The sequence below is a fragment of the Streptomyces sp. SAI-170 genome (genome assembly GCF_049739565.1).
GTDB lineage: Bacteria > Actinomycetota > Actinomycetes > Streptomycetales > Streptomycetaceae > Streptomyces.
Genome location: NZ_JBMGQD010000001.1, coordinates 2703690 through 2726415, shown reverse-complemented (window position 1 = coordinate 2726415; position 22726 = coordinate 2703690). Strand labels below are relative to the sequence as shown.

Here is a 22726-nt window from a genome sequence, read left to right as displayed (position 1 = left end):
GCCGTCAGTTGACGTTGACCGCCGCCCAGGCGGCCGCCACGGCCTTGTACTCGGTGCTGGTCGAGCCGTACAGCGCCGACGCCGCGCTCAGGGTCGCCGTACGGGCGCCCTTGTAGTTGGTGGTCGACGTCATGTACTCGGTCAGCGCCTTGTACCAGATCGCGGCGGCCTTGGTGCGGCCGATGCCGGTGACCGTGGAGCCGTTGGAGGTGGGCGAGTTGTAGCTCACGCCGTTGACCGTCTTCGCCCCGCTGCCCTCGCTGAGCAGGTAGAAGAAGTGGTTGGCCGGGCCGGAGGAGTAGTGCACGTCCAGGCCGCCCAGCGACGACGACCAGGAGTCGGCGGACGCGCCGTCCTTGCTCGGCCTGTCCATGTAGCGCAGCGGGGTGCCGTCGCCGTTGATGTCGATCTTCTCGCCGATGAGGTAGTCACCGGGGTCGGAGGCGTTGCCCGCGTAGAACTCCACCGCCGTGCCGAAGATGTCCGAAGTGGCCTCGTTCAGGCCGCCGGACTCCCCGCTGTAGTTGAGGCCGGCCGTGTTGGCGGTGACGCCGTGGGTCATCTCGTGCCCGGCCACGTCGAGCGAGGTCAGGGGCTTGACGTTGCCCTCGCCGTCGCCGTACGTCATGCAGAAGCAGGTGTCGGACCAGAAGGCGTTGACGTAGGCGTTGCCGTAGTGGACGCGGGAGTAGGCGGCGACGCCGTTGTTCTTGATGCCGTTGCGGCCGAAGGTGTTCTTGTAGAAGTCCCAGGTCACCTGCGCGCCGTAGGCGGCGTCGACGGCCGCGGTCTGGCTGGTGGAGGAGCTGGAGGCGGTGCCGGTGCCCCAGACGTCGTCGGTGTCGGTGAACAGCGTGCCGGCCGAGGAGGTCGTGGAGCGGGCCTTGTTGTACGTCTTGTGGCCGCCGCGCGCGGTGTCGTTCAGCTGGTACGTCGAGCCCGACAGGTAGGTGCCGAGGGTGACGGTGCCGGAGTACTGGCTCTTGCCGCTGCCCGTCTCGATGCCCTGGTACTCGTAGAGCTTCTTTCCGGTGGCCGCGTCGGTGATGACGTGCAGCTCGTTGGGGGTGCCGTCCTCCTGGAGGCCGCCGACGACGGTCTCGTAGGCGAGGACCGGCTTGCCGGTGGCGGCCCAGACGACCTTGCGGGGGGCCTGGCCGGCCTCGGGGGCGGTGGCGCCGAGGGACCTGGCGCGGCCGACCGCCTGCTTCTCGGCGGCCGTCGCGGTGACCTCCGGGGTGAGGTCGGCGACCTTCAGCGCGGCCTTGGTCGCTCTGGTGACGCCCTCGGTCCGCCCGGTCGGGCTTTCGTGGACGACCAGGTCGCCGCCGAGGACGGGGAGTCCTGCGTAGGTGCGCTCGTAGCGGGTGTGCAGGGTGCCGTCGGCGTCCTTGACGACGTCCCGGACGACGAGCTTCTCCTGGGCGCCGAGGCCTATCTCCTCGGCGGTCCGCGCCTTGGCCGCGTCGGCCCGCGCGATCAGCGCGGTGCGGCTCGCCGGGGAGAGGGCGAGCGGCGTGGCGGCGGCGGAGGTGCGGCCGGTGTCGGCGGGGGTCTGCGCGGAGGCCGATCCGGTGGTCAGGGCGGTGGTGAGCAGCGCCCCGGACGCCACCGCGGTGGCGATGGCCAGGGTGGCGCGCTGGTGACGCGCGTAGCGGGAGGACACACAGGCTCCTTGGTTCGTGGGGGTGTTGGTGCTTGTGCGGCGGTGGAGGAAGCCTGGCATCCATGGTGCGTACATGTCATGACTAGCAAGTGATGTTGACCGGATACCGACTGGTCGGTGAACGTTTCAGGCAGGTAAACGCAGGGCGCCGCCCCGGAGCTGAAGCCCCGGGGCGGCGTCGGGTGACCGTTCCTGTGAGTTTTACGGGAAGGTCAGTTTCCAGCCATTGATGTAACCGGTGTCGATGGCCGCGTTGTCCTGGACCCTCAGCAGCCACGTGCCGTTGGCGACCTCGGAGGAGGCGTTCACCGTGTACGTGGTGTTGATGTTGTCCGCGCTGCCGCCGGTGCCGTACGCCTTCAGCGTGTAGGCCGTGCCGTCGGGGGCGACCAGCTGGACCTGGAGGTCACCGATGTAGGTGTGCACGATGTCCACGCCCACCTGGAGGTTGCTCGGCGCGTTGCCGGAGCGGCCGGTGACGGTGATCGGCGAGGTCACCGCGGCGCCCTGGTCCGGGATGGACACGTCCGTGGTGCTCTCGAACGTCGTGCCGCCGCCACCGCCGCCGGAGCGGGAGCCGACCGCGACGGCCGCCCACGCGTCCTGCACCGCCTTGTACTCGGCGCTGGTGGTGCCGTACAGCTCACCGGCGACCGCGAGGGTGCCGGTGCGGGCGCCCGCGTAGTTGGTGTTCGAGGTGAACTTGGTGGTGAGCGCCTTGAACCAGATCTGCTCGGCCTTGGCGCGGCCTATGCCGGTCACCGGAAGGCCGTCCGAGGTCGGCGAGTTGTAGCTGACGCCGTTGATGACCTTGGCGCCGCTGCCCTCGCTGAGCAGGTAGAAGAAGTGGTTCGCCGGGCCCGAGGAGTAGTGCACGTCGATCGAGCCGATGCCGGAGTACCAGCTGTCCTTGGACGCGCCGTCCTTGCTCGGCTTGTCCATGTAGCGCAGCGGCGTTCCGTCGCCGTTGATGTTGATCTCCTCGCCGATGAGGTAGTCACCGATGTCGGAGGAGTTGTTGGCGTAGAACTCCACGGTCGAGCCGAAGATGTCCGAGGTGGCCTCGTTCAGGCCGCCGGACTCGCCGCTGTAGACCAGCTTCGCGGTCGCGGAGGTCAGGCCGTGGCTCATCTCGTGCGCGGCCACGTCGATCGACGTGAGCGGGTTGGTGTTGCCCGAGCCGTCGCCGTAGGTCATGCAGAAGCAGCTGTCCGACCAGAAGGCGTTGACGTAGTTGTTGCCGTAGTGGACCCGGGAGTACGCGCCGACGCCGTCGCCGCGGATGCCGCTGCGGCCGTGCACGTTCTTGTAGTAGTCCCAGGTCAGCGCCGCGCCGTAGTGGGCGTCCGCGCCGGCCGACTCCAGGTTGGACGGGCTGCCGTTGCCCCAGACGTCGTCGGGGCCGGAGAACAGCGTGCCGGTGCCGGAGGTGCCACGGTTGAGGTTGTACGTCTTGTGGCCGCCGCGGGCCCCGTCGGTGAGGTTGTACGTCGAGCCCGACTGGGTGGTGGTCAGCGCGACGGTGCCGCTGTAGACCGTGTTGCCGGTGCCGGTCTCGATCGCCTCCCACTCGAAGAGCTTCGCGCCCGTGGTGGCGTCGGTGACGACGTGCAGTTCCTGCGGGGTGCCGTCGTGCTGGAGGCCGCCGACGACCGTCTCGTAGGCGAGAGTCGGCTTGCCGGTGGCGGCCCAGATCACCTTGCGCGGGGCGCGGTTGACGTCCGCGTCCTTGGCGCGCTCGGCCCGGGCGGCGCCCAGCGCCTGCTGCTCGGCGCGGCTCGCCGCGACGGAGGGCTTCAGCGAGGCGACCTTGACGGTGGCCCGGGTCGCCTTGACCACGCCCTCGCGCGCGCCGTCCTTGGTGGTGGAGACGACCAGGTCGCCGCCGAGCACCGGGAGGCCGGCGTAGGTGCGCTCGTAGCGGGTGTGCACGGTGCCGTCGCGGTCCTGGACGACGTCACGGACGACCAGCTTCTCCTGGGCGCCGAGGCCGAGGTCCTTGGCGGTGTCGGCGCTGGCGGACTGCGCGTCCTTCAGCAGCGCCGCGCGCTGGGCGGGGCTGAGCTTGGCCGGCAGCGCGCCGGGGTCCGCCTTGCCCGCGGCCACGGGTGCCTGGTCGGGGGCTGCGGTGGCCGAGCCGGCCTGGACGGCGGCGGCCAGAAGCGCGGAGACGCCCACCAGGGCGACGGCCGCGGCCTTGCGGTGCAGGGTGTGGGAGGTGCGTCTGTGGGAGGAACTGCGTCTCAACACTGACTCCTTCTGCGGGCCGCGGGGTTGCGCGGCCGGGGGAGACCGGAGCGCCGAGGTGGGGCGTCCGGGCAGAACGGGGTGGTACGTGACAACCACGTGCGTCAGAGCGATGACCCGGCCCACAGCGGGTGGTCGGACTGTGGGGTTGCTGTGGGGTGGCCGTGGGAAGAGTGGCAGCAGATCGCGCTGTCTGTCAGGAGCGCGTCAATAGATTGGCTGGAAATCGTCCGTTGACCGGGAGTTCACGTTCGATATGCGGACCGTTCGCTCGGCGCGGAGCCGGCCGGTCCGACCGGCGCTGCGGACGGCTCCCCGTGCCAGGTCCGCCACAGCCGCGCGTACGCCCCGCCCGCCGCCACCAGCTCCTCGTGCGTGCCGAGTTCGGCGAGTCGGCCGTCCTCCATCACCGCCACCCGGTCCGCGTCGTGCGCGGTGTGCAGCCGGTGCGCCACCGCGATGACCGTACGGCCGTGCAGTACGGCCGCCAGGGCGCGCTCGGCGTGCCGGGCGGTCGCCGGGTCCAGCAGGGCCGTCGCCTCGTCCAGCACCAGCGTGTGCGGGTCCGCCAGCACCACCCGGGCCAGGGCGAGCTGCTGGGCCTGCGAGCCGTCCAGACGGCCGGCGTCCAGCTCGGTGTCCAGGCCGTCCGGCAGCTCCCGCACCCACTCCTCGGCGCCGACCGTGCCCAGCGCGGCCCACAGCGCCGCGTCCCCGGCGTCCGGCGCGGCGATGCGCAGATTGTCGCGGACCGTGCCGAGGAAGACGTGGTGCTCCTGGGTCACCAGCACCACCTGGCGGCGCAGTTGCTCCGGGTCCAGCGCGGCCACCTCCACCCCGCCGACCGTCACCGCGCCCTCGGTGGGCGCGTCCACACCCGCCAGCAGCCGGCTCAGAGTGGTCTTGCCCGCGCCCGAGGGCCCGACCACCGCGAGCCGCTCCCCGGGGCGGACCGTCAGGTCCACGCCGCGCAGGACCTCGCCCCCGCGGTCGTAGGCGTAGCGCACGCCGGAGACGTCGATCCGGTCGCCGACCGGACTCCGGGAGGGGCCCCGGTCGGGGCGGGGCGCCTGCGCCAGACCTTCGACCCGCGCGAACGAGGCGCCGCTGGACTGGAGTTGCTCCACCCGCATCAGGATCTGGTCCAGCGGCTCGGCGAACCGGTGCATGCACAGGGCCGCCGCCACGACCGAGCCGAGACTCACCGAGCCGTGCGCGTGCAGCACACCGCCGAGCAGCAGGACACCCGCCACCGGCACGACGTACGACACCTCCACCGACGGGAAGAACACCGAGCGCAGGAACAGCGTGTACTCACGGGTGCGGCGGGACTCCTCCAGCGCGTCCCGGCTCGCCGCGACGCGCTTCTCGCCCAGCCCGAACGCCTCCACCGTGCGCGCGCCCGACGCGGTCGCCGCGAGGATCTCGGCGACCTTGGAGGTGGCCGCACCCTCGGCGAGATAGCCGTCGCGGGCGCGGCGCAGATACCAGCGCAGGGCCCAGTGGATCGGCATCAGACACAGCAGGCCGGCGGCGCCCAGCAGGGGGTCGACGACGAACAGGGTGCCCAGCAGGAACAGCGCCTGCACGGTGCTGATGAGCAGGTCGGGGCCGACGTCGCGCAGGGTGGCGCCGACCGCGGCGATGTCCGCGGTGCCGCGGGCGGTGAGGTCGCCGGTCCCGGCGCGTTCCACCGTGGAGGCCGGGAGGTCCAGGGCGCGGTCGACGAACTGTTCGCGGACCCGGGCGAGGGTTCTCTCGCCGAAGCGGTGGGCCGTGCAGCGGGCCTGGCGGGTCAGGAGGAGCTGGGCCAGGGCGCACAGGAGGATGGCCAGGGCCAGCTTGTCGACCGTGGTGACGTTTGCGCCTGCCCGTACCTCGTCGATGATGCGGCCGAGGAGCCAAGGGGTGGCTGCGCCTGTCGCTGCTGCGGCGGAGTTGAGGGCGAGGGTGGTGACGAAGGCGCGTTTGTCCGCCTGGACGAGGTTGAGTGCGGCGCGTCTTACCTGGGGTGGGGCGGCTACTGGGAGGGGGGCTTCTGTGGTCTGCCGGATGCGGGTTCGTTGTGGTTTCTCGCGCAGTTCCCCGCGCCCCTTCGGGCGTGTCCTTTGGGGCGTCTTACTCTGCATCTCTGGCCACCAACTCCCTGTAGCCCGGGTCCGTTTGTAGCAAGGCTTGGTGCGTTCCCGTGGCTGCCGTCTTGCCGTCCACCACGTAGTGGACGATGTCCGCCTGGGCCAGGACCAGGGGGGAGGTGGTGGTCACCACTGTCGTACGGCCCTGGCGTACGGCCTTCAGGCGTTCGGCCGCCTTCGCCTCGGTGTGGGCGTCCAGGGCCGAGGTGGGTTCGACGGCCAGGAGGATCTCGGGGTCGGTCAGGAGGGCCCGGGCGAGGCGGACGCGCTGACGCTGGCCGCCGGAGAGGTTGCGGGCCTGGGCGTCGAGCGGGGAGCCGAGGCCGTCGGGGAGGCTCTGGACGATGTCCTCGGCCACCGCCGCGTGCAGGGCGCGTGGGTCGTCGCCCCCCAGCACCTCCCGCAGCGGCCCCGCGAACAGGTCGGCCTCGTGATCGGCGACCAGGATGCGCGAGCGGACCTGCGGGAGCGGGACGTCGGCCAGGGAGACGTCGCCCCAGGTGACGGCCGAGGGGGCGTAGCGGCCCAGGCGTTCGACGATCTCGGCGGCGTCCGTGGGGCGCGCGGCCGCCAGGGCGGTCAGCGAGCCGGGGCGCACGGACACGCCCGAGTCGGGGTCGCGCAGGAGCGACGGCTCGGCGGGGGCGTCGGCCGTGCCGGTCACCGGCTCCGCCTCCAGGCGCAGGAACCGGACGACCCGGCCGGCGGCCACCAGGGCGCGGCTGATCTGGGCACTGCACTCGACGAGGAAGGCCACCGGCCACATCAGGGCCGCCACATAGCCGTACACCGAGACCAGTTCGCCCACGGTGATGTCGCCCTGGGCGGCCAGCCGCGCCCCGAGCCAGGTCACCACCGCGAGGAACAGCACCGGCAGGCCGACCCCGAGGGCCTCCATCCAGCTGGTCACCGCGCCCACGCGGTAGCCCTGGTCGCGCAGATGCCGGGAGTCCCGGCGGAAGGCGTCGGTGAACAGGCTCTTGCCGCCGAGGCCGTTGAGCACCCGCAACCCGCCCGCGAGGTCGGCGATCCGCGCGGTCAGCGCGCCCTGGCGCTCGCGGTACTCCGCCTCCCGGCCCTGCAGCCGCTTCATCAGCGGGCCCATCACCAGGCCCAGCACCGGCACGCCGACCAGCACCACGACGGCGAGCGGCAGCGACACCGACAGCAGCAGGGCCGCGACGGCCACGAAGGCGACGAGCGCCCCGAGGCCCGGGCCCACCGCCGTCAGCGAGCCGGCGATCGTCTGGACGTCGCCCACGCCGATCGTGACGACCTCCCCGGCCCCGGCCTGCCGGGACAGGGCCGCGCCCAGCCGCACGGAGTGGTCCACGAGCACCTTCACCGTGCGGAAGTTGGCGTCCATCCGCACCCGGGTCATCGTCCGGTGCCGCAGGATGCCCACCCAGGCGGTGACCGCGCCCACCCCCACCAGCGCCGCGCACCACCCGGCCAGCGCCGGGAAGTCGCCTGTCTCCAGACCGTCGTCGATGGCCCGCGCCATGACGTACGGCGTCAGCGCCAGCAGCATCATCCACACGCTGGACAGCACCGCCCCCGTCACCGAACGCCCGGGCTGCCGCATCACCAGCCACCACAGATAGCGTCCGGAGCTTCGGGTGTCCGGCGTCCCGGGGTCGGCGTACGCGTCGATCGCCTGCCGCCGCCTCACGCCAGGCTGTCCCGCCACGCGCGGTGCAGATCGGCGAAGCGGCCCGTACCGGCGACGAGTTCGGCCGGGCTGCCGTCCTCGACGATCCGGCCCTTCTCCATCACCAGCACCCGGTCGGCGATCTCGACCGTGGACAGCCGGTGCGCGATGACCACGGCCGTACGGCCCTTCAGGACCGTCGCCATCGCCCGCTGCACCGCCTGTTCGCCGGGGATGTCCAGCGAGCTGGTCGCCTCGTCCAGGATCAGCACCGCCGGGTCGGCGAGCAACGCCCGTGCGAAGGCGACGAGTTGGCGCTGACCGGCCGAGATACGGCCGCCCCGCTTGCGGACGTCGGTGTCGTAGCCGTCGGGCAGGGCGCTGATGAAGTCATGGGCGCCGATGGCCTTCGCGGCCCGCTCGATGTCCTCGCGGGTGGCGTCGGGGCGGCCGATGGCGATGTTCTCGGCGACCGTGCCGGAGAACAGGAACGCCTCCTGCGTCACCATGACCACCCCGCGCCGCAGCTCGGGCACCGCCAGCTCGCGCAGGTCCACCCCGTCGAGCAGGACCCGCCCGTCGGTGGGGTCGTAGAAGCGGGCGAGCAGCTTGGCGAGCGTCGACTTGCCCGCGCCGGTGGTGCCGACCACGGCGACCGTCTGCCCGGCCGGAAGGGTCAGGTCGAAGCGGGGCAGCACCTCGCCGCCCGTGCGGTAGGCGAACCGGACGCCGTCGAAGACGACCTCGCGGCCGGGCAGCTCCGAGCGGCGCTCGGGCAGCGGGCGCGGTTCGGCCGGCTCGGGCACCGAGGGCGTCTGGGCCAGCAGACCGGCGATCTTCGCCAGCGAGGCGGCCGCCGACTGGTAGGAGTTCAGAAACATGCCGAGCCGGTCGATCGGGTCGTACAGCCGTCGCAGGTACAGCACCGAGGCGGCGAGGACACCGAGGGCCAGCCCGCCGTCGGCGACCCGGTAGGCGCCCCACAGCACGATCAGCGCGACAGCCGTGTTGGCGACCAGCCGGGAGCCGACCACATAGCGCATCATCTCCAGCAGCGCGTCGCCGTTGGTGCGCTCGTGGCGGCGGTTGAGGACTCGGAACTCGGCGTCGTTGACCGCCTCGCGGCGGAACGCGCGCACCGGGCGGATGCCGTTCATCGTCTCCACGAACTTCACGATCACCGCCGCGATCGCCGTCGACCGCTCCTCGTACACCCGTGCCGCCCGCCGCTGGTACAGCCGCACCAGCCCGTACAGCGGCACGAACGAGGCGACCGCGACGGCGCCGAGGCCGAGATCCAGCCAGAGCAGCAGCGCCGAGATGTAGACGAAGGACAGCACCACCGTCACGAGTTCCTGCAGGCCCTCGTTCAGCAGCTCCCGCAGCGACTCCACGTCCGTGGTGGAGCGCGAGATCAGGCGGCCGCTCGTGTACCGCTCGTGGAAGTCGACGCTGAGCGCCTGCGCGTGCCGGAAGATACGGCCGCGCAGGTCGAGCAGCACGTCCTGGTTCACGCGGGCGGACAGCACGATGAACGCGTACTGCAGCGCCCCCGCGGTGAGCGCGCACAGCAGATAGCCGACGGCCACCGCGAGCAGCGGCCCGCGGTCGTCGGCGCGGAAGGCCGGGACGGCCCTGTCGATGGCGTACGCCACCAGCAGCGGGCCCGCCTGCACCGCCGCCTGCTGGAGCAGCAGCAGGAGCGTGGTGACGGCGACCCTGGCCTTCATGGGGGCGAGCAGGGAGCGCAGCAGGGCGGTGACCGCGCCCGGCGGGGTGGGCAGGGTGTCGCGGTCGAAGGGGTCGCCGGTGCGGTGGGGTTCCTCGTCGTGAGGCGCGTCCTTCGTGGGGGCGCTCGCGGCGGTCGCCGTCATCGGTGGGCCTCCTCGTCCGCTCCGGACATCAGGTGCGCGTACTCGGCGTTGCTGCGCAGCAGTTCGTGGTGGGTGCCGACGGCGGCGATCCGGCCGCCGGACAGCAGGGCGACCCGGTCGGCGAGCAGCACGGTGGAGGGGCGGTGCGCGACGATCAGGGCCGTGGTGTCGGCCAGCACCTGGCGCAGCGCGGCCTCCACGGCCGCCTCGGTGTGCACGTCCAGCGCGGACAGCGGGTCGTCCAGCACGAGGAACCTCGGTCTGCCCACGACCGCCCGGGCGAGCGCGAGGCGCTGGCGCTGGCCGCCGGACAGGCTCAGGCCCTGCTCGCCGACCTGGGTGCCGGCGCCCTGCGGGAGGGCGTGCACGAAGCCGGCCTGCGCGATGTCGAGCGCGCGGTCCAGGTCCTCCGGGCCGGGGTTGTCGCCGGCTCCCATGAGGACGTTCTCGCCGACGCTCGCCGAGAAGAGGGTGGGCTCCTCGAACGCGACGGAGATGAGGGCGCGGAGTTCCTCGCGGGGGATGGCGGTGATGTCGACGCCGTCCAGGGTGATCTTCCCGGACGTCACCTCGTGCAGGCGGGGGACCAGCGCGGTGAGCGTGGTCTTCCCGCTGCCGGTGGCTCCTACGAGGGCCATGGACTCGCCGGGGCGGACGTGGAGGTCGATGCCGTCGAGGACGGGCGGCGTGTCGGGCGGGGCGTCCGGGTAGCGGAAGGTGACGTCCTCGAAGCGGAGCCCTCTTCCAGCGGTGCCGGGCGCTGTCGGCTGTGCCCACCCGTTCCGCCCTGCGGAACGACTGCCCACAGCGGTGGCGGTGGCTGCGGGACGGTCGACGACAGCGGTGTCGGCAGCGGTTGCCGGAGCGGCACCGGCGCCAGTACCGGTTGCCGGCGCGACACCGGTGCCAGTACCGGTCGCGGTACCGGTACCCGTCTCCTCCGGGCTCGCGTCCATCACCTCGAAGTACCGCTCGGTCGCCGTCGCCGCCTCCTGGCTCATCGCCAGCAGGAAGCCGATCGAGTCGACGGGCCACCGCAGCGCGAGGGCGGTCGACAGGAACGCCACGAGCGTGCCCGCCGACAGGTCGCCGTCGGCCACCTGGACGGCGCCCAGGACCAGCGCGGCCCCGATGGCCACCTCCGGCAGCGTCACGATGACGGCCCAGATCGCCGCCAGCAGCCGCGCCTTGTGCAACTCCGTGCCGCGCAGGGTGCCGGACAGCTCGCGGAACGCCCGTGCCTGGCTGCGATGCCGGCCGAAGCCCTTGATGATGCGGATGCCGAGGACGCTCTCCTCGACGACCGTCGTCAGATCGCCGACCTGGTCCTGGGCGAGCCGGGCCACGTCCGCGTACCGCTTCTCGAAGACCACACAGGTGACCATCACCGGTACGGCCGGCAGCAGGATCACCAGGCCGAGGGTGAGGTCCTGGACCAGCATGATGATCACGCCGACCAGGATCGTCACCCCGTTGACCAGCAGGAAGGTCAGCGGGAAGGCCAGGAACATCCGCAGCAGCATCAGGTCGGTCGTGCCGCGCGACAGCAACTGGCCGGAGGCCCAGCGGTCATGGAAGGACACCGGCAGGCGCTGCAGATGCCGGTAGAGGTCCGCCCGCATCGCCGCCTCCACGCCCGACAGCGGCCGGGCCACCAGCCAGCGCCGGAACCCGAACAGCAGGGCCTCGGCGAACCCGAGAAGCAGCAGATACAGCGCGCCCAGCCAGACACCCGCCGGGTCGCCGTCGGCCACGGGGCCGTCCACCACCCACTTCAGCACGAGCGGGATCACCAGCCCCACACAGGAGGCCACGACCGCCACGAGAGCGGCGCTGAACAGCCGTACGCGCACCGGCCGTACGTACGGCCACAGGCGCAGCAGGCTGCGAACGGCGGAACGGTCCTCGGCGGTTGCACGTGTCGTGGGCATCATCGTGGGCATCAGCAGCGAGCCTACGGTTCGCCACTGACACTGCCCACCGAGTTTCGGCCGGGCCGGCCTCCGCCGAAGGTCCTACGACCTGCCGTTCAGCCCACTTTCAGCAGCAGCACCGCCCGTCCCGGCACGGTGAGCCGCGTGCCCGCCCGGTGCACGGTGCCCGGCGGCTCGGACTGGTCCTCCCGGGAGGTGTCGACGACCAGTTCGTACACTTCGGCCCACGGCGGGCCCGGCAGCACGAAGTCCACCGGCCGCTCCCCGGCGTGCAGCACGGCGAGGAAGCTCTCGTCGAGGATCGGGGCGCCGCGCCCGTCCCGGCCGGGGATGTCCCGGCCGGACAGATACATGCCGAGCGTGGCGGCGGGCGCGTACCAGTCGCCCTCGGTCATCTCGGAGCCCCGCGCGGTGAACCAGGCCAGGTCCCGCAGCCCGTCCGCGGAGTGCGCCCGGCCGGAGAAGAACGCCCGCCGGCGCAGCACCGGGTGCCGGTGGCGCAGCGCGATCAGCCGGGACGTCAGCTCGTGCAGCGCCTTCCACCCGGGGTCCTCCAGCAGGCCCCAGTCGAGCCAGCTGGTCTCGTCGTCCTGGCAGTAGGCGTTGTTGTTGCCGCGCTGGGTGCGCCCCAGCTCGTCCCCGGCCACCAGCATCGGCACGCCCGTGGACAGCAGCAGCGTCGTCATCAGGTTGCGCAACTGGCGGCGCCGCAGCGCCAGCACCCGCTCGTCGTCGGTGTCGCCCTCGGCGCCGCAGTTCCAGGAGCGGTTGTCGTCGGTGCCGTCCCGGTTGCCCTCGCCGTTGGCGTCGTTGTGCTTGTGCTCGTACGACACCAGGTCGCGCAGGGTGAAACCGTCGTGCGCGGTGACGAAGTTGACCGAGGCGTACGGCCGCCGCCCGCCCCACGCGTACAGGTCGCTGGAGCCCGACAGCCGGTAGCCGAGGTCGCGCACATCGGGCAGCGCGCCACGCCAGAAGTCCCGTACGGCACCCCGGTAGCGGTCGTTCCACTCCGTCCACAGCGGCGGGAACGCCCCCACCTGGTAGCCGCCCGAGCCGACGTCCCACGGCTCGGCGATCAGCTTCACCCGCCGCAGCACGGGGTCCTGGGCGATCACCGCGAGGAACGGGGACAGCATGTCGACGTCGTGCATCGAGCGGGCCAGCGCGGCCGCCAGGTCGAAGCGGAAGCCGTCCACGCCCATCTCCGTCACCCAGTAGCGCAGCGAGTCGGTGATGAGCCGGAGCACATGCGGCTGCACCACGTGCAGGGTGTTGCCGCAGCCCGTGTAGTCGGCGTACCGGCGCGCGTCCGGCTGGAGCCGGTAGTAGCCGCGGTTGTCGATGCCCTTCAGCGACAGCGTGGGCCCGAACTCGCCGGCCTCCGCCGTGTGGTTGTAGACCACGTCGAGGACGACCTCGATCCCGGCCGCGTGCAGCGCGCGCACCATCCGCTTGAACTCGCCGACCTGCTGACCGGTCGTACCGGAGGCGGCGTAGGCGGCGTGCGGCGCGAAGTAGCCGATGGAGTTGTAGCCCCAGTAGTTGCGCAGGCCCCTGCGCAGCAGGTGGTCCTCGTGCGCGAACTGGTGCACCGGCAGCAGCTCCACCGCCGTGACGCCCAGCTTCACCAGATGCTCGATCGCGGCGGGGTGCGCGAGGCCCGCGTACGTGCCGCGCAGCTCCTCGGGGATGCCGGGGTGCCGCTTGGTGAAGCCGCGCACATGCAGCTCGTAGATCACCGAGTCCGCCCAGGGCGTCTTGGGGCGGCGGTCGTCGGACCAGTCGTCGTCGTCATGGACGACCACGCCCTTGGGCACGAACGGCGCCGAGTCCCGGTCGTCGCGCACGGTGTCGGCGACCTGCTGCTCGGGCCAGTCCCGGACGTGCCCGTACAGCTCCGGCGCCAGTCCGGAGGCCGCGTAGTCGCCGTCCACCGCACGCGCGTACGGGTCGAGCAGCAGCTTCGCCGGGTTCCAGCGCGCGCCGGTCCACGGGTCCCAGCGGCCGTGCACCCGGTAGCCGTAGCGCTGGCCCGGCAGCACGCCCGGCACGAAGCCGTGCCAGATCTCGTGCGTCAGCTCGCTCAGCCGGGCCCGCGTCTCACGGCCCTCCTCGTCGAACAGACACAGCTCCACGGCCTCCGCCCCGCCCGCCCACAGCGCGAAGTTCGTGCCGGCCACCCCGTCCGGACCCACCCGGAACCGGGCGCCCAGCGGGGTCGGCGCGCCCGGCCACACGGGCACGGGCAGGGCCGGCGCCCCGCGCCGCGCTCCCTCGACGACGGCGGCCGTACGCCCGTCCCCGACGGCCACCGTCTCCTGTTCGGCTGCGCTCGACACCTGTCGGCCTCCCGCGGCTCGTCGGCACGACACGGGACGGGTGCGCCATGGCACGCACCCCTCCCTCGGCTCGTGTCGGCCCTTCCCCCTGTTCTGCCCAGAGGCGGGGTCGCACTCACGTTTCCCCAGGGCCCGCCCGCTCGTTGGACACCCATGTGAGGCACGTACATGGGCGCGCTCGGCGCGCGAGGGCCGCACTGGCCGCCGTAGTGACATGGGCAGGACTGCTGGCCGGCGCGTCCGGCTGCACGGACGGCGGCGGTACGGACCGCATGCTCGGCAGACCGCCGGCGTCCGACGACGTCATCCGTATCTCGCCGGACGACGGCAGCAGGGCCGTGCGGCCGCAGGAGCCGCTCCTGGTGCGGGTGCCCGACGGGCGGCTGGAGTCGGTGAAGGTCAGCAGGTCGCAGGACGCGCAGGAGACGGAGGTGCCAGGCCGGATCTCCGAGGACGGGCTGAGCTGGCGGCCCGCCGAGGAGCGGCTGGCGCTGGCCGCCAGGTACACGGTCGACGTGGTCGCCCTCGACGGCCACGGCCGCCGCTCGGCCCGGCACACGACCTTCACGACGTACGTCCCCGAGGAGCGGTTCATCGGCTACGTCACCCCGGAGCACCGGGCCGTCGTCGGCACCGGGATGATCGTCTCCCTGGAGTTCAACCGCGAGATCGCCGACCGCGCGGCCGTGGAGCGCGCCGTACGGGTCACGGCGAAGCCCGCCGTCGAGATCCGGCCCCACTGGTTCGGCACGGCCCGCCTCGACTTCCGGCCCGAGCACTACTGGAAGCCCGGCACCGAGGTCACCGTCGACCTCGGCCTGCGGGACGTGGAGGGCGCGCCCGGGGTGTACGGGCTGCAGGACAGGACGTTCACCTTCACGGTCGGCCGCAGCCAGGTCTCCCTCGTGGACGCCGCCCGGCACACCATGGAGGTGCGGCGCGACGGCGAACTGCTGGCCACCGTGCCCGTCACGGCGGGCGCCCCGAAGACGACGACGTACAACGGCAAGATGGTCGTCACCGAGATGTACGAGGTGACGCGGATGAACGGCGCCACGGTCGGCTTCAAGAAGAAGAACGGCAAGGGCGAGTACGACATCAAGGACGTACCGCACGCCATGCGCCTGACCGACTCCGGCACCTTCCTGCACGGCAACTACTGGGCACCCGCCTCCGTCTTCGGCACCACCAACGTCAGCCATGGCTGCGTCGGACTGCGCGACGCCAAGGGCGGCGGCTCCGACACCCCGGCGGGCTGGTTCTTCGACCGCAGCATCGTCGGGGACGTCGTCGAGGTCGTCCACAGCAAGGACAAGAAGGTCGCGCCCGACAACGGCCTCGGCGGCTGGAATCTGGACTGGAAGGAGTGGAAAGCGGGCAGCGCGCTCGGATAGCCCCCGGACCGGGCCGGTTGGGACCGAACGGTGACAATCGCGCGACCTTGGTGCTCCTGAACGGACGGTTAATATGCGCCAGTGCGCGCGCGGGACGCGCTGTTCGCGGGCCCGACCAGGCCCGGGGAGGGGAGAACAACTTGAACGTGCGACCGATACCGGGGGCGTCGGTTGACGCACGCGGGCGGCGGCTGGGGGCCGTGATCGCCGGTGCGCTGCTGCTGGCCGTGACCGCCTGCGGTGGTGGGGGATCGGATTCCGGGAAGGACCCCGGGGACGGCAAGGGCAAGGGCGGCGGCTCGGTGGCCGCGACCGGACAGTCCGAGGCCGTCGTCACCATCGCGCCGAAGAACGGCGCCGGCGATGTGGACACGAGCGGCGAGCTGAAGGTCGCCGCCGCAAAGGGCAAGCTGACCGAGGTCGTCGTCAAGGACGACAAGGGCAGGAAGATAGACGGCTCCATATCCGCCGACGGCAGCGGATGGACGCCGAAGACGCATCTGGCGGCGGCCACCAAGTACCAGGTGCACGCCGTCGCCAAGGACTCCGAGGGGCGCACCGCCGCCGAGGACTCCAGCTTCACCACGCTGACCCCGGAGAACACCTTCGTCGGCACCTTCACGCCCGAGGACGGCTCCACCGTCGGCGTGGGCATGCCCTTCTCGGTCCGCTTCACCCGGGGCATCACCAACCCGGACGACGTCGAGAAGGCCATCAAGATCAAGACCGAGCCGGCCGTGGACGTCCAGGGCCACTGGTTCGGCAACGACCGGCTCGACTTCCGGCCCGAGCAGTACTGGAAGGCCGGCACCAAGGTCACCGTCGAACTCAACCTCGACGGCGTCGAGGGCCGCGACGGCGTCTACGGCGAGCAGTCCAAGACCGTGTCCTTCACCATCGGCCGCTCGCAGGTGGCGATCGTCGACGCCGAGAAGCACACCATGAAGGTCATGCGCGACGGCAAGCTCTTCAAGACGGTCCCGGTGACCACCGGCAAGCCCGGCTACGCCACCTGGAACGGCAAGATGGTCATCAGCGAGAAGTTCACCGTGACCCGGATGAACGGCGACACGGTGGGCTACGACGGCGAGTACGACATCAAGGACGTGCCGCACGCCATGCGCCTGACCGACTCGGGCACCTTCGTGCACGGCAACTACTGGGGCGGCGACGCCTTCGGCAACTACAACGCCAGCCACGGCTGCATCGGCCTGCGCGACGTGCGCGGCGGCTGGGACAAGGACGTCGAGGCGGCCTGGTTCTTCGAGAACTCGATCGTCGGTGACGTGGTCGACGTGAAGAACTCCACCGACCCGGTGGTCGACCCGTCCAACGGCCTCAACGGCTGGAACCTGTCGTGGGCGGAGTGGACGAAGTAGCTCTTCGCCGCTGACGGACCCGGTGCTGTGACCTACGGCACCGGGTCCGCTGTCGTTAATACTCGTTAACCTGCCTGCATGACCGTGAATCTCGAAGTGGCCGAGGGCGTCGGCACCCTCCGCCTGGACCGTCCGCCCATGAACGCGCTGGACATCGCCACGCAGGACCGGCTGAAGGAACTCGCCGAGGAGGCCACGCGCCGCGACGACGTGCGCGCCGTGGTGATCTACGGCGGCGAGAAGGTGTTCGCGGCGGGTGCGGACATCAAGGAGATGCAGGCCATGGACCACACCGCGATGGTCCTGCGCGCCCGCGCCCTGCAGGACTCCTTCACCGCGGTGGCCCGCATCCCCAAGCCGGTCGTGGCCGCCGTCACCGGGTACGCGCTCGGCGGTGGCTGCGAGCTGGCCCTGTGCGCGGACTTCCGTATCGCCGCCGACAACGCCAAGCTCGGCCAGCCGGAGATCCTGCTCGGCCTGATCCCGGGCGCCGGCGGCACCCAGCGCCTGTCCCGGCTGATCGGCCCCTCCAAGGCCAAGGACCTCATCTTCACCGGCCGGATGGTCAAGGCCGACGAGGCCCTGACACTGGGTCTGGTGGACCGTGTCGTGCCCGCGGCGGACGTCTACACCGAGGCGCACGCCTGGGCCGCGAAGCTCGCGCAGGGACCGGCGCTCGCGCTGCGCGCCGCGAAGGAGTCGATCGACGTCGGCCTGGAGTCCGACATCGACACGGGCCTCGCGGTGGAACGCAACTGGTTCGCGGGGCTGTTCGCGACCGAGGACCGCGAGCGCGGGATGCGCAGCTTCGTGGAGGAGGGGCCGGGCAAGGCGAAGTTCCTCTGACGGCGGTGTGAATCCCGTCGCAGACCCTTGCAATTGACGAGGTGTCTGATCCGGGTCCCTCGATGGGGCGGTTCATGAAAACCTTAAGGCTGCCTTAGGTCCGCCTTGTCGAGGGAGCCCGTCCATTGCCTCTTGGTGAGCCGTCTTCGCAGGTCACAGAGGGTGCGGAGACCTCCGAAGTGCCTTCGGCATATGCCGATCGGATCTCGCGGAATGAGCGCTTCCGGGGGGCGTATTCCTCAGGAACGGCCACGCGGAGGGCGCTGGGCGGCCATGATGGGGGCATGGCGGGGCTGGAGGGCATCGAACAGCCGCGGGGACACGGCCGTGCGACGGCGGCGCGCTGGTCGCCCGCGGTGGAGGACGAACGAGCGCTCAAGGCGCTGGAGTTGTTCGGCAACCCGACGGAGGCGGAGGTTCCGCTGCCGTCCCGCCCGGAGTCGGCCGCAACGGCCCGCCGCCTCGCCCAGGTCGTCGTCCTACGCCACTGGGGCCTCACCCCCAAGCTCACCGAGGACGCCGTCTTACTCGTGTCCGAGCTCGTGGGGAACGCCGTACGGCACACGGGCGCCCGCGTCTTCGGCCTGCGGATGCATCGGCGCCGCGGCTGGATCAGGGTGGAGGTCCGCGACCCGTCCCGGGGCTTGCCGTGCCTCATGCCGGTCCAGGAACTGGACATCAGCGGCCGGGGCCTGTTCCTGGTGGACAAACTGGCAGACAGGTGGGGAGTGGACCTACTGCCACGGGGCAAGACGACGTGGTTCGAAATGAGAGTGGCCGACAGGTGAGGTAGCTGTCTTTAGGGGCGCGGGGCTGTATCGATTTGCGGCTCCGCCGCGTGGGCGCGACCAGCCACATACGGCCCGCAGCCGGGCAGCGAGATGCGTCAATAGGCGGGATCCGACCTAAATGCCCCTTAAATGGTCAACGTGCCCCCCAATGACCGCCGCTCAACCCTCCGCACAGCCGCCGCCGGACTACTGACAGCCCTCACAGCAGGCTGCTCCTCCACAACCCCCCCGGCCCCCAAAACCCCACCCCCGACAAGCCACCTCCCGGCCCAGATCACCCACGGCCCCCGCAACAAACCCCAGGTGGCCCTCACCTTCCACGGCAGCGGCGACCCCACCACAGCAAGAGCCCTGCTGAAAGAGGCCGAGCGACACAACGCCCGCCTGACCGTCCTGGCAGTAGGAACATGGCTGGACGAAAACCCGGCGGTAGCCACCCGCATCCTCGACGGCGGACACGACCTCGGCAACCACACCCAGAACCACCTCGACATCAACGCGATGCCCGAGGAGGAGGCACGCCGGGAGATCACCGAGTGCGCCGACCGGCTGAGGCGGCTCACCGGCTCCATCGGCACCTGGTTCCGGCCCTCCCGGGCCACCCGCGCCTCCCCGCTCGTCGAGACGCTGGCCCGCCGCGCGGGCTACCCGCACGTGCTGTCGTACGACGTCGACTCGTTCGACTTCACCGGTCCGGGCGCCCTTGCCGTGGCCCGGACCGTCCTTGGCGAGGTCCGGGCCGGCTCCGTGGTGAGCCTGCACTTCGGCTACGCCGACACGGTCGCCGCCCTGCCCGCCGTACTGGAAGAACTCGACCGCCGCGGCCTGCGCGCCGTCACCACCACGGAGCTGCTCAGCTGATGCGCCACCAACCGATGACCCGCACCCTCCTCGCCACCGTCGGCCTCCTCGGGCTCGCCGCCGTCGCCGCCTGCGGCACCGGGGCCGGCCACCGGGACGCCGACGCGCCGACCACCCGGGCGGCGGTCGTCCCGGCGCCGCCGAAGAAGAAGCAGATCCACGGCCTGCCCGGGATGCCGCCGGTGCTCGACCCGCAGGACGTGTACGCCGCCGACCGGCCGAACCGGCTCTCGCCGGCGGTGAAGAACTTCCCGTCGCGGGTGTACGTCCCCAACACCGAGTCGGACACCGTGTCGGTGATCGACCCCAGGACGTACGAGATCGTCGACACGATCCGGGTGGGCCGGCAGCCGCAGCACGTGGTGCCGTCCTGGGACATGAAGACGCTGTGGGTCAACAACAACCGCGGCCACACCCTCACGCCCATCGACCCGAGGACGGGCGAGGCGGGCGAGCCGGTCGAGGTGCACGACCCGTACAACCTCTACTTCACGCCGAACGGCAAGTACGCGGTGGTGATGGCGTCCCTCGACCGCGAGCTGGTCTTCCGCGACCCGCACACCATGAAGGTCGTCAAGACCGAGCCCGTCAGCTGCTACGGCGTCAACCACGCCGACTTCTCCATGGACGGCAGGTACTTCATCGTCTCCTGCGAGTTCAGCGGCGAGCTGCTGAAGGTCGACACCGAGAAGATGAAGGTGATCGGACAGCAGAAGCTGCCCTTCGAGGGCGCCATGCCGCAGGACGTGAAGGTGTCCCCGGACGGCAAGAGGTTCTACGTCGCCGACATGATGGCCGACGGCATGTGGGTGCTGGACGGCGACAAGTTCACCACGCCGAAGCTCCTGCACACCGGCAAGGGCACCCACGGGCTGTACGTCAGCCGCGACTCGCGCGAGATGTACGTCTCCAACCGCGGCGAGGGCACGATCTCCGTCTTCGACTTCACGCAGAACAAGCTCACCAAGAAGTGGCACCTGCCCGACGGCGGCAGCCCCGACATGGGCGGCGTCTCCGCCGACGGCAAGGTGCTGTGGCTGTCCGGGCGGTACGACGCCGAGGTGTACGCCATCGACACCCGCACCGGCACCCAGCTCGCCCGCATCAAGGTCGGCAGCGGCCCGCACGGCCTCGCCGTGTACCCGCAGCCCGGCCGCTACTCCCTGGGCCACACCGGCATCTTCCGCTGAGCGCCTACCGGGGGCGCAGCAGGGCCTCCGCGCCCACCTGCCGGTAGCCGGCCGCCTGGAACGCCCGTGCGCTGCGGGCGTTCCCCGGCGCCACCTGCGCCCACAGCGGCTCTCCCGCGAGCTGCCGGGCGGCCGTCACCAGCTCCCGCCCGAGCCCGGCGTGCCGCACGGCCTCGTCGACCTCCACCGACACCTCCAGGCGCCCCGCGACCCCGCGGCCCGTCACCAGCACGCCGCCCGGCGCCGTCCAGGCCCGTACGTCGTCACGCCGCTCGCGGGCGTAGGCGATGCGCGGATGGCCGGGGTCGGCGATCTCCTTCAGCGGCAGCGCGGGCTCACCGGGCAGGGGTGTGCCGACCAGCACGGCGTCCACACACTCCGTCGTCCGGCCCGTCCGCTCCAGCAGGGCCGCCAGGAAGCGCGGGTTCATGGTCGCGGCGAGCGGATCGCAGTCCAGGCCGCGCAGGGTGGCGTACACCCACTCCGGGTCCTCGTCGGTGAAGACGACGGAGTGGGCCGTGAAGGACATGACCCCGGCGTCCCGGGGGGACGGCTGCGGGACGACGGTCGTACGGCCGTCCGGCGGCGGGAAGACACCGTGCGGCCGCCGCGTCGAGAATGTCCCGCAAGGTCTGTCCCACCGTCTGCTCCCCGAGCTCTCTCGCAGCGTCTTGAGTCTCCACCCACTGGAAGCCCCACACTCGCACCCATGATCGACGACGGCACCGGTCTTCTCACCATCGGCGAGCTGGCCCGCGCCACGGGCCTGACCGTGCGCACCATCCGCTACTGGTCCGACGAGGGCGTCCTGACGCCCGTGGCCCGCTCGGCCGGCGGCTACCGGCTCTACGACACCGCGTGCGCGGCCCGCCTTGAGCTGATCCGCACCCTGCGCGAGCTGGGCCTCGGCCTGGACGACGTACGGCGGGTGCTGGCGGGCGAGCGGACGGTGGCGGAGGTGGCGGCCGCGCATGTGGCGGCCCTGGACGCGCAGATCAGGGCGCTGAAGGTGACGCGGGCGGTGCTGTCGAGCGTGGCGCGACGTGGCTCGAGTGCTGAGGAGACGACCTTGATGAACAAGTTGGCGCGGCTGTCGGCCGCCGAGCGGGCCCGGATCGTCGAGGACTTCATGACGGAGATCTTCGACGGCCTGGACACGGCCGACCCGGACATCCGGCGGCGGCTGCGGTTCGCCCCGGCCGACCTGCCCGACGACCCGACCGCCGAGCAGGTGGACGCCTGGGTGGAGCTCGCCGGGATGATCCAGGACCCGCGGTTCCGGGCGCAGATGCGCGAGATGATCGAGTTCAACGCGGCGGACCGGGGGCCCGGCGTCCCCGCCGGCACCTCCCTGTGGTTCATGAGCCGCCTGGTCCAGCTCGCGGGCGAGGCGCTGCGGGAGGGCGTCGCCCCCGACGCGCCGGAGGCCGACGAGCTGCTGCGGCAGCTGCTGGGGGACGCGGACCGGGCGGAGGTGCTGGAGAGGCTGGAGGCGGCCGGGAACCTCCGGATGGCCCGCTACCGCGAACTGTGGGCCGTGGTGAAGGGCCTGGAGCCGCAGCCGACCTACGAGAAGGAGTTCGCATGGGTGGTCGCCGCACTGCGCTCCCGGGCGGGCCGTTAGTCTGACCTGCGCCGGTACGACTCGTACGACAGGCACGACGGCAAGGTATGACGAAAAGGGGCGGATCGGTGGCCGACATCGAAGAAGCACGCAAGCAGTTCGACCGCATCGACACGGACGGTGACGGCCAGATCACGGCTGCCGAGTTCAAGTCCGCGCTCGCTCAGGGCGGCGACTGGAACGTCACCGAGTCGGTCGCCGAGGCGATCATCGCCACCCGCGACCTGGACGGCGACAAGGTGCTGTCCTTCGACGAGTTCTGGGCCCACCTGAACAAGTGACACGCGCGCGAAGGGGCGCTCGGCCGGGGCGAAAATGCCTGGTCGGGTGCCCTTTTCCCGTGTCAGGATCCGGGCATGGGGATCAGCATCTGGGGCAAGGTCGAGTGCCGGACGGGGCACGGCGCGTGGGACTACGAGGACGAGGACTGGGACTGCGCGATCGACCTCGATCTGCTGCTGCTCCACAACGACTACGCCTCGTTCGGCTGCCTCTTCGGCGTTCGCGACGTGTACGACTTCGAGCCGCTCTTTGCCGGCCGGGGTCTGCCGGGGGACGCGTCCACGCCGACCCGTAGCGCCATCGGGTTCCTCTGCAAGAGCACATCCTGGTTCACCTGGGCCGAGATGCAGGGTGTCGACTGGGACGAGAGGTCGGCCTGCCGGGACGCGGTGACCCGGCGCGAGGTGGTCCTGGAGAAGGACGTGTGGCTGCCGCTGTGGGACGTGATGCGCACCCTCGCCCGGCTCCACGGCGACGACAACGTCCGTCTGGTCGTGGCGTTCGAATAGC

General features: G+C 71.5%; 16 protein-coding genes and 1 pseudogene. 9 read left to right on the top strand and 8 right to left on the bottom strand.

The genetic code is table 11. The features are described from left to right. Window positions 1–4 precede the first annotated feature (4 nt). The 7 genes from RKD23_RS11960 to glgX all read right to left on the bottom strand — a co-directional run bounded on the left by RKD23_RS11960 (window position 5) and on the right by glgX (window position 13849). Window positions 5–1666, bottom strand: coding sequence for a M4 family metallopeptidase (locus tag RKD23_RS11960; RefSeq protein WP_424853669.1), 1662 nt, complete (start codon window positions 1664–1666; stop codon window positions 5–7). A 201-nt stretch (window positions 1667–1867) separates the two neighbouring features. Then, complete coding sequence (locus tag RKD23_RS11955) at window positions 1868–3913, bottom strand: M4 family metallopeptidase (RefSeq protein WP_424853668.1); 2046 nt, start codon at window positions 3911–3913, stop codon at window positions 1868–1870. A 245-nt stretch (window positions 3914–4158) separates the two neighbouring features. Further along, on the bottom strand, window positions 4159–6042 hold the full coding sequence (locus tag RKD23_RS11950) for an ABC transporter ATP-binding protein (protein ID WP_424853667.1): 1884 nt from the start codon (window positions 6040–6042) through the stop codon (window positions 4159–4161). Continuing rightward, entirely contained in the window at window positions 6032–7720 is a 1689-nt protein-coding gene (locus RKD23_RS11945) for an ABC transporter transmembrane domain-containing protein (protein WP_424853666.1), read from the bottom strand. Before RKD23_RS11945 ends, RKD23_RS11950 begins: the two co-directional genes overlap by 11 nt. Further along, on the bottom strand, window positions 7717–9573 hold the full coding sequence (locus RKD23_RS11940) for an ABC transporter ATP-binding protein (protein ID WP_424853665.1): 1857 nt from the start codon (window positions 9571–9573) through the stop codon (window positions 7717–7719). Before RKD23_RS11940 ends, RKD23_RS11945 begins: the two co-directional genes overlap by 4 nt. Next, window positions 9570–11504 carry an ABC transporter ATP-binding protein gene (locus RKD23_RS11935; RefSeq protein WP_424858219.1) on the bottom strand — a complete coding sequence of 645 codons (1935 nt, stop codon included), beginning with the start codon at window positions 11502–11504 and terminating at the stop codon, window positions 9570–9572. Before RKD23_RS11935 ends, RKD23_RS11940 begins: the two co-directional genes overlap by 4 nt. Before the next feature lie 98 nt (window positions 11505–11602). After that, the gene (gene glgX, locus RKD23_RS11930) at window positions 11603–13849 is read right to left on the bottom strand and encodes a glycogen debranching protein GlgX (RefSeq protein ID WP_424853664.1); all 2247 of its coding nucleotides are present in this window, start codon (window positions 13847–13849) and stop codon (window positions 11603–11605) included. Window positions 13850–14004: 155 nt separating this feature from the next. Between glgX and RKD23_RS11925 the strand changes: the two genes are divergently transcribed. The 6 genes from RKD23_RS11925 to RKD23_RS11900 all read left to right on the top strand — a co-directional run bounded on the left by RKD23_RS11925 (window position 14005) and on the right by RKD23_RS11900 (window position 20310). Further along, window positions 14005–15243 (top strand): Ig-like domain-containing protein, encoded by a 1239-nt coding sequence (locus tag RKD23_RS11925; protein WP_424853663.1) that lies wholly within the window; start codon window positions 14005–14007, stop codon window positions 15241–15243. 140 nt (window positions 15244–15383) lie between these two features. Further along, complete coding sequence (locus RKD23_RS11920; protein ID WP_424853662.1) at window positions 15384–16622, top strand: L,D-transpeptidase; 1239 nt, start codon at window positions 15384–15386, stop codon at window positions 16620–16622. A 78-nt stretch (window positions 16623–16700) separates the two neighbouring features. Continuing rightward, window positions 16701–17468, top strand: coding sequence for an enoyl-CoA hydratase/isomerase family protein (locus RKD23_RS11915; protein ID WP_424853661.1), 768 nt, complete (start codon window positions 16701–16703; stop codon window positions 17466–17468). Window positions 17469–17752: 284 nt separating this feature from the next. Further along, the gene (locus RKD23_RS11910) at window positions 17753–18256 is read left to right on the top strand and encodes an ATP-binding protein (RefSeq protein WP_399652570.1); all 504 of its coding nucleotides are present in this window, start codon (window positions 17753–17755) and stop codon (window positions 18254–18256) included. A gap of 132 nt (window positions 18257–18388) precedes the next feature. Beyond that, a complete protein-coding gene (locus RKD23_RS11905; protein WP_424853660.1) occupies window positions 18389–19120 on the top strand; it encodes a polysaccharide deacetylase family protein in 732 nt (243 codons plus the stop codon). Beyond that, the gene (locus RKD23_RS11900) at window positions 19120–20310 is read left to right on the top strand and encodes a YncE family protein (RefSeq protein ID WP_424853659.1); all 1191 of its coding nucleotides are present in this window, start codon (window positions 19120–19122) and stop codon (window positions 20308–20310) included. The genes RKD23_RS11905 and RKD23_RS11900 overlap by 1 nt, the downstream gene beginning before the upstream one ends. A 4-nt stretch (window positions 20311–20314) precedes the next feature. Here RKD23_RS11900 and RKD23_RS11895 read toward each other — a convergent pair. Next, window positions 20315–20951, bottom strand: a pseudogene (locus RKD23_RS11895) (GNAT family N-acetyltransferase). Window positions 20952–21019: 68 nt separating this feature from the next. Between RKD23_RS11895 and RKD23_RS11890 the strand changes: the two are divergent. The 3 genes from RKD23_RS11890 to RKD23_RS11880 all read left to right on the top strand — a co-directional run bounded on the left by RKD23_RS11890 (window position 21020) and on the right by RKD23_RS11880 (window position 22725). Further along, window positions 21020–21934: a MerR family transcriptional regulator gene (locus tag RKD23_RS11890; RefSeq protein WP_424853658.1), complete on the top strand. Its 915-nt coding sequence runs from the start codon at window positions 21020–21022 to the stop codon at window positions 21932–21934. Between the two features lie 68 nt (window positions 21935–22002). After that, entirely contained in the window at window positions 22003–22215 is a 213-nt protein-coding gene (locus RKD23_RS11885) for an EF-hand domain-containing protein (RefSeq protein WP_404046033.1), read from the top strand. A 75-nt stretch (window positions 22216–22290) separates the two neighbouring features. After that, window positions 22291–22725, top strand: coding sequence for a hypothetical protein (locus RKD23_RS11880; RefSeq protein WP_424853657.1), 435 nt, complete (start codon window positions 22291–22293; stop codon window positions 22723–22725). The last annotated feature ends 1 nt before the right edge of the window (window position 22726 follow it).

Excerpts from the sequence above, each read along its gene's own strand:
- RKD23_RS11950 (WP_424853667.1), bottom strand. The coding sequence starts at position 6,042 with ATGCAGAGTAAGACGCCCCAAAGGACACGCCCGAAGGGGCGCGGGGAA.
- RKD23_RS11940 (WP_424853665.1), bottom strand. The coding sequence starts at position 9,573 with ATGACGGCGACCGCCGCGAGCGCCCCCACGAAGGACGCGCCTCACGAC.
- RKD23_RS11935 (WP_424858219.1), bottom strand. The coding sequence starts at position 11,504 with ATGCCCACGACACGTGCAACCGCCGAGGACCGTTCCGCCGTTCGCAGC.
- RKD23_RS11915 (WP_424853661.1), top strand. The coding sequence starts at position 16,701 with ATGACCGTGAATCTCGAAGTGGCCGAGGGCGTCGGCACCCTCCGCCTG.
- RKD23_RS11910 (WP_399652570.1), top strand. The coding sequence starts at position 17,753 with ATGGCGGGGCTGGAGGGCATCGAACAGCCGCGGGGACACGGCCGTGCG.
- RKD23_RS11905 (WP_424853660.1), top strand. The coding sequence starts at position 18,389 with ATGGTCAACGTGCCCCCCAATGACCGCCGCTCAACCCTCCGCACAGCC.
- RKD23_RS11900 (WP_424853659.1), top strand. The coding sequence starts at position 19,120 with ATGCGCCACCAACCGATGACCCGCACCCTCCTCGCCACCGTCGGCCTC.
- RKD23_RS11890 (WP_424853658.1), top strand. The coding sequence starts at position 21,020 with ATGATCGACGACGGCACCGGTCTTCTCACCATCGGCGAGCTGGCCCGC.
- RKD23_RS11880 (WP_424853657.1), top strand. The coding sequence starts at position 22,291 with ATGGGGATCAGCATCTGGGGCAAGGTCGAGTGCCGGACGGGGCACGGC.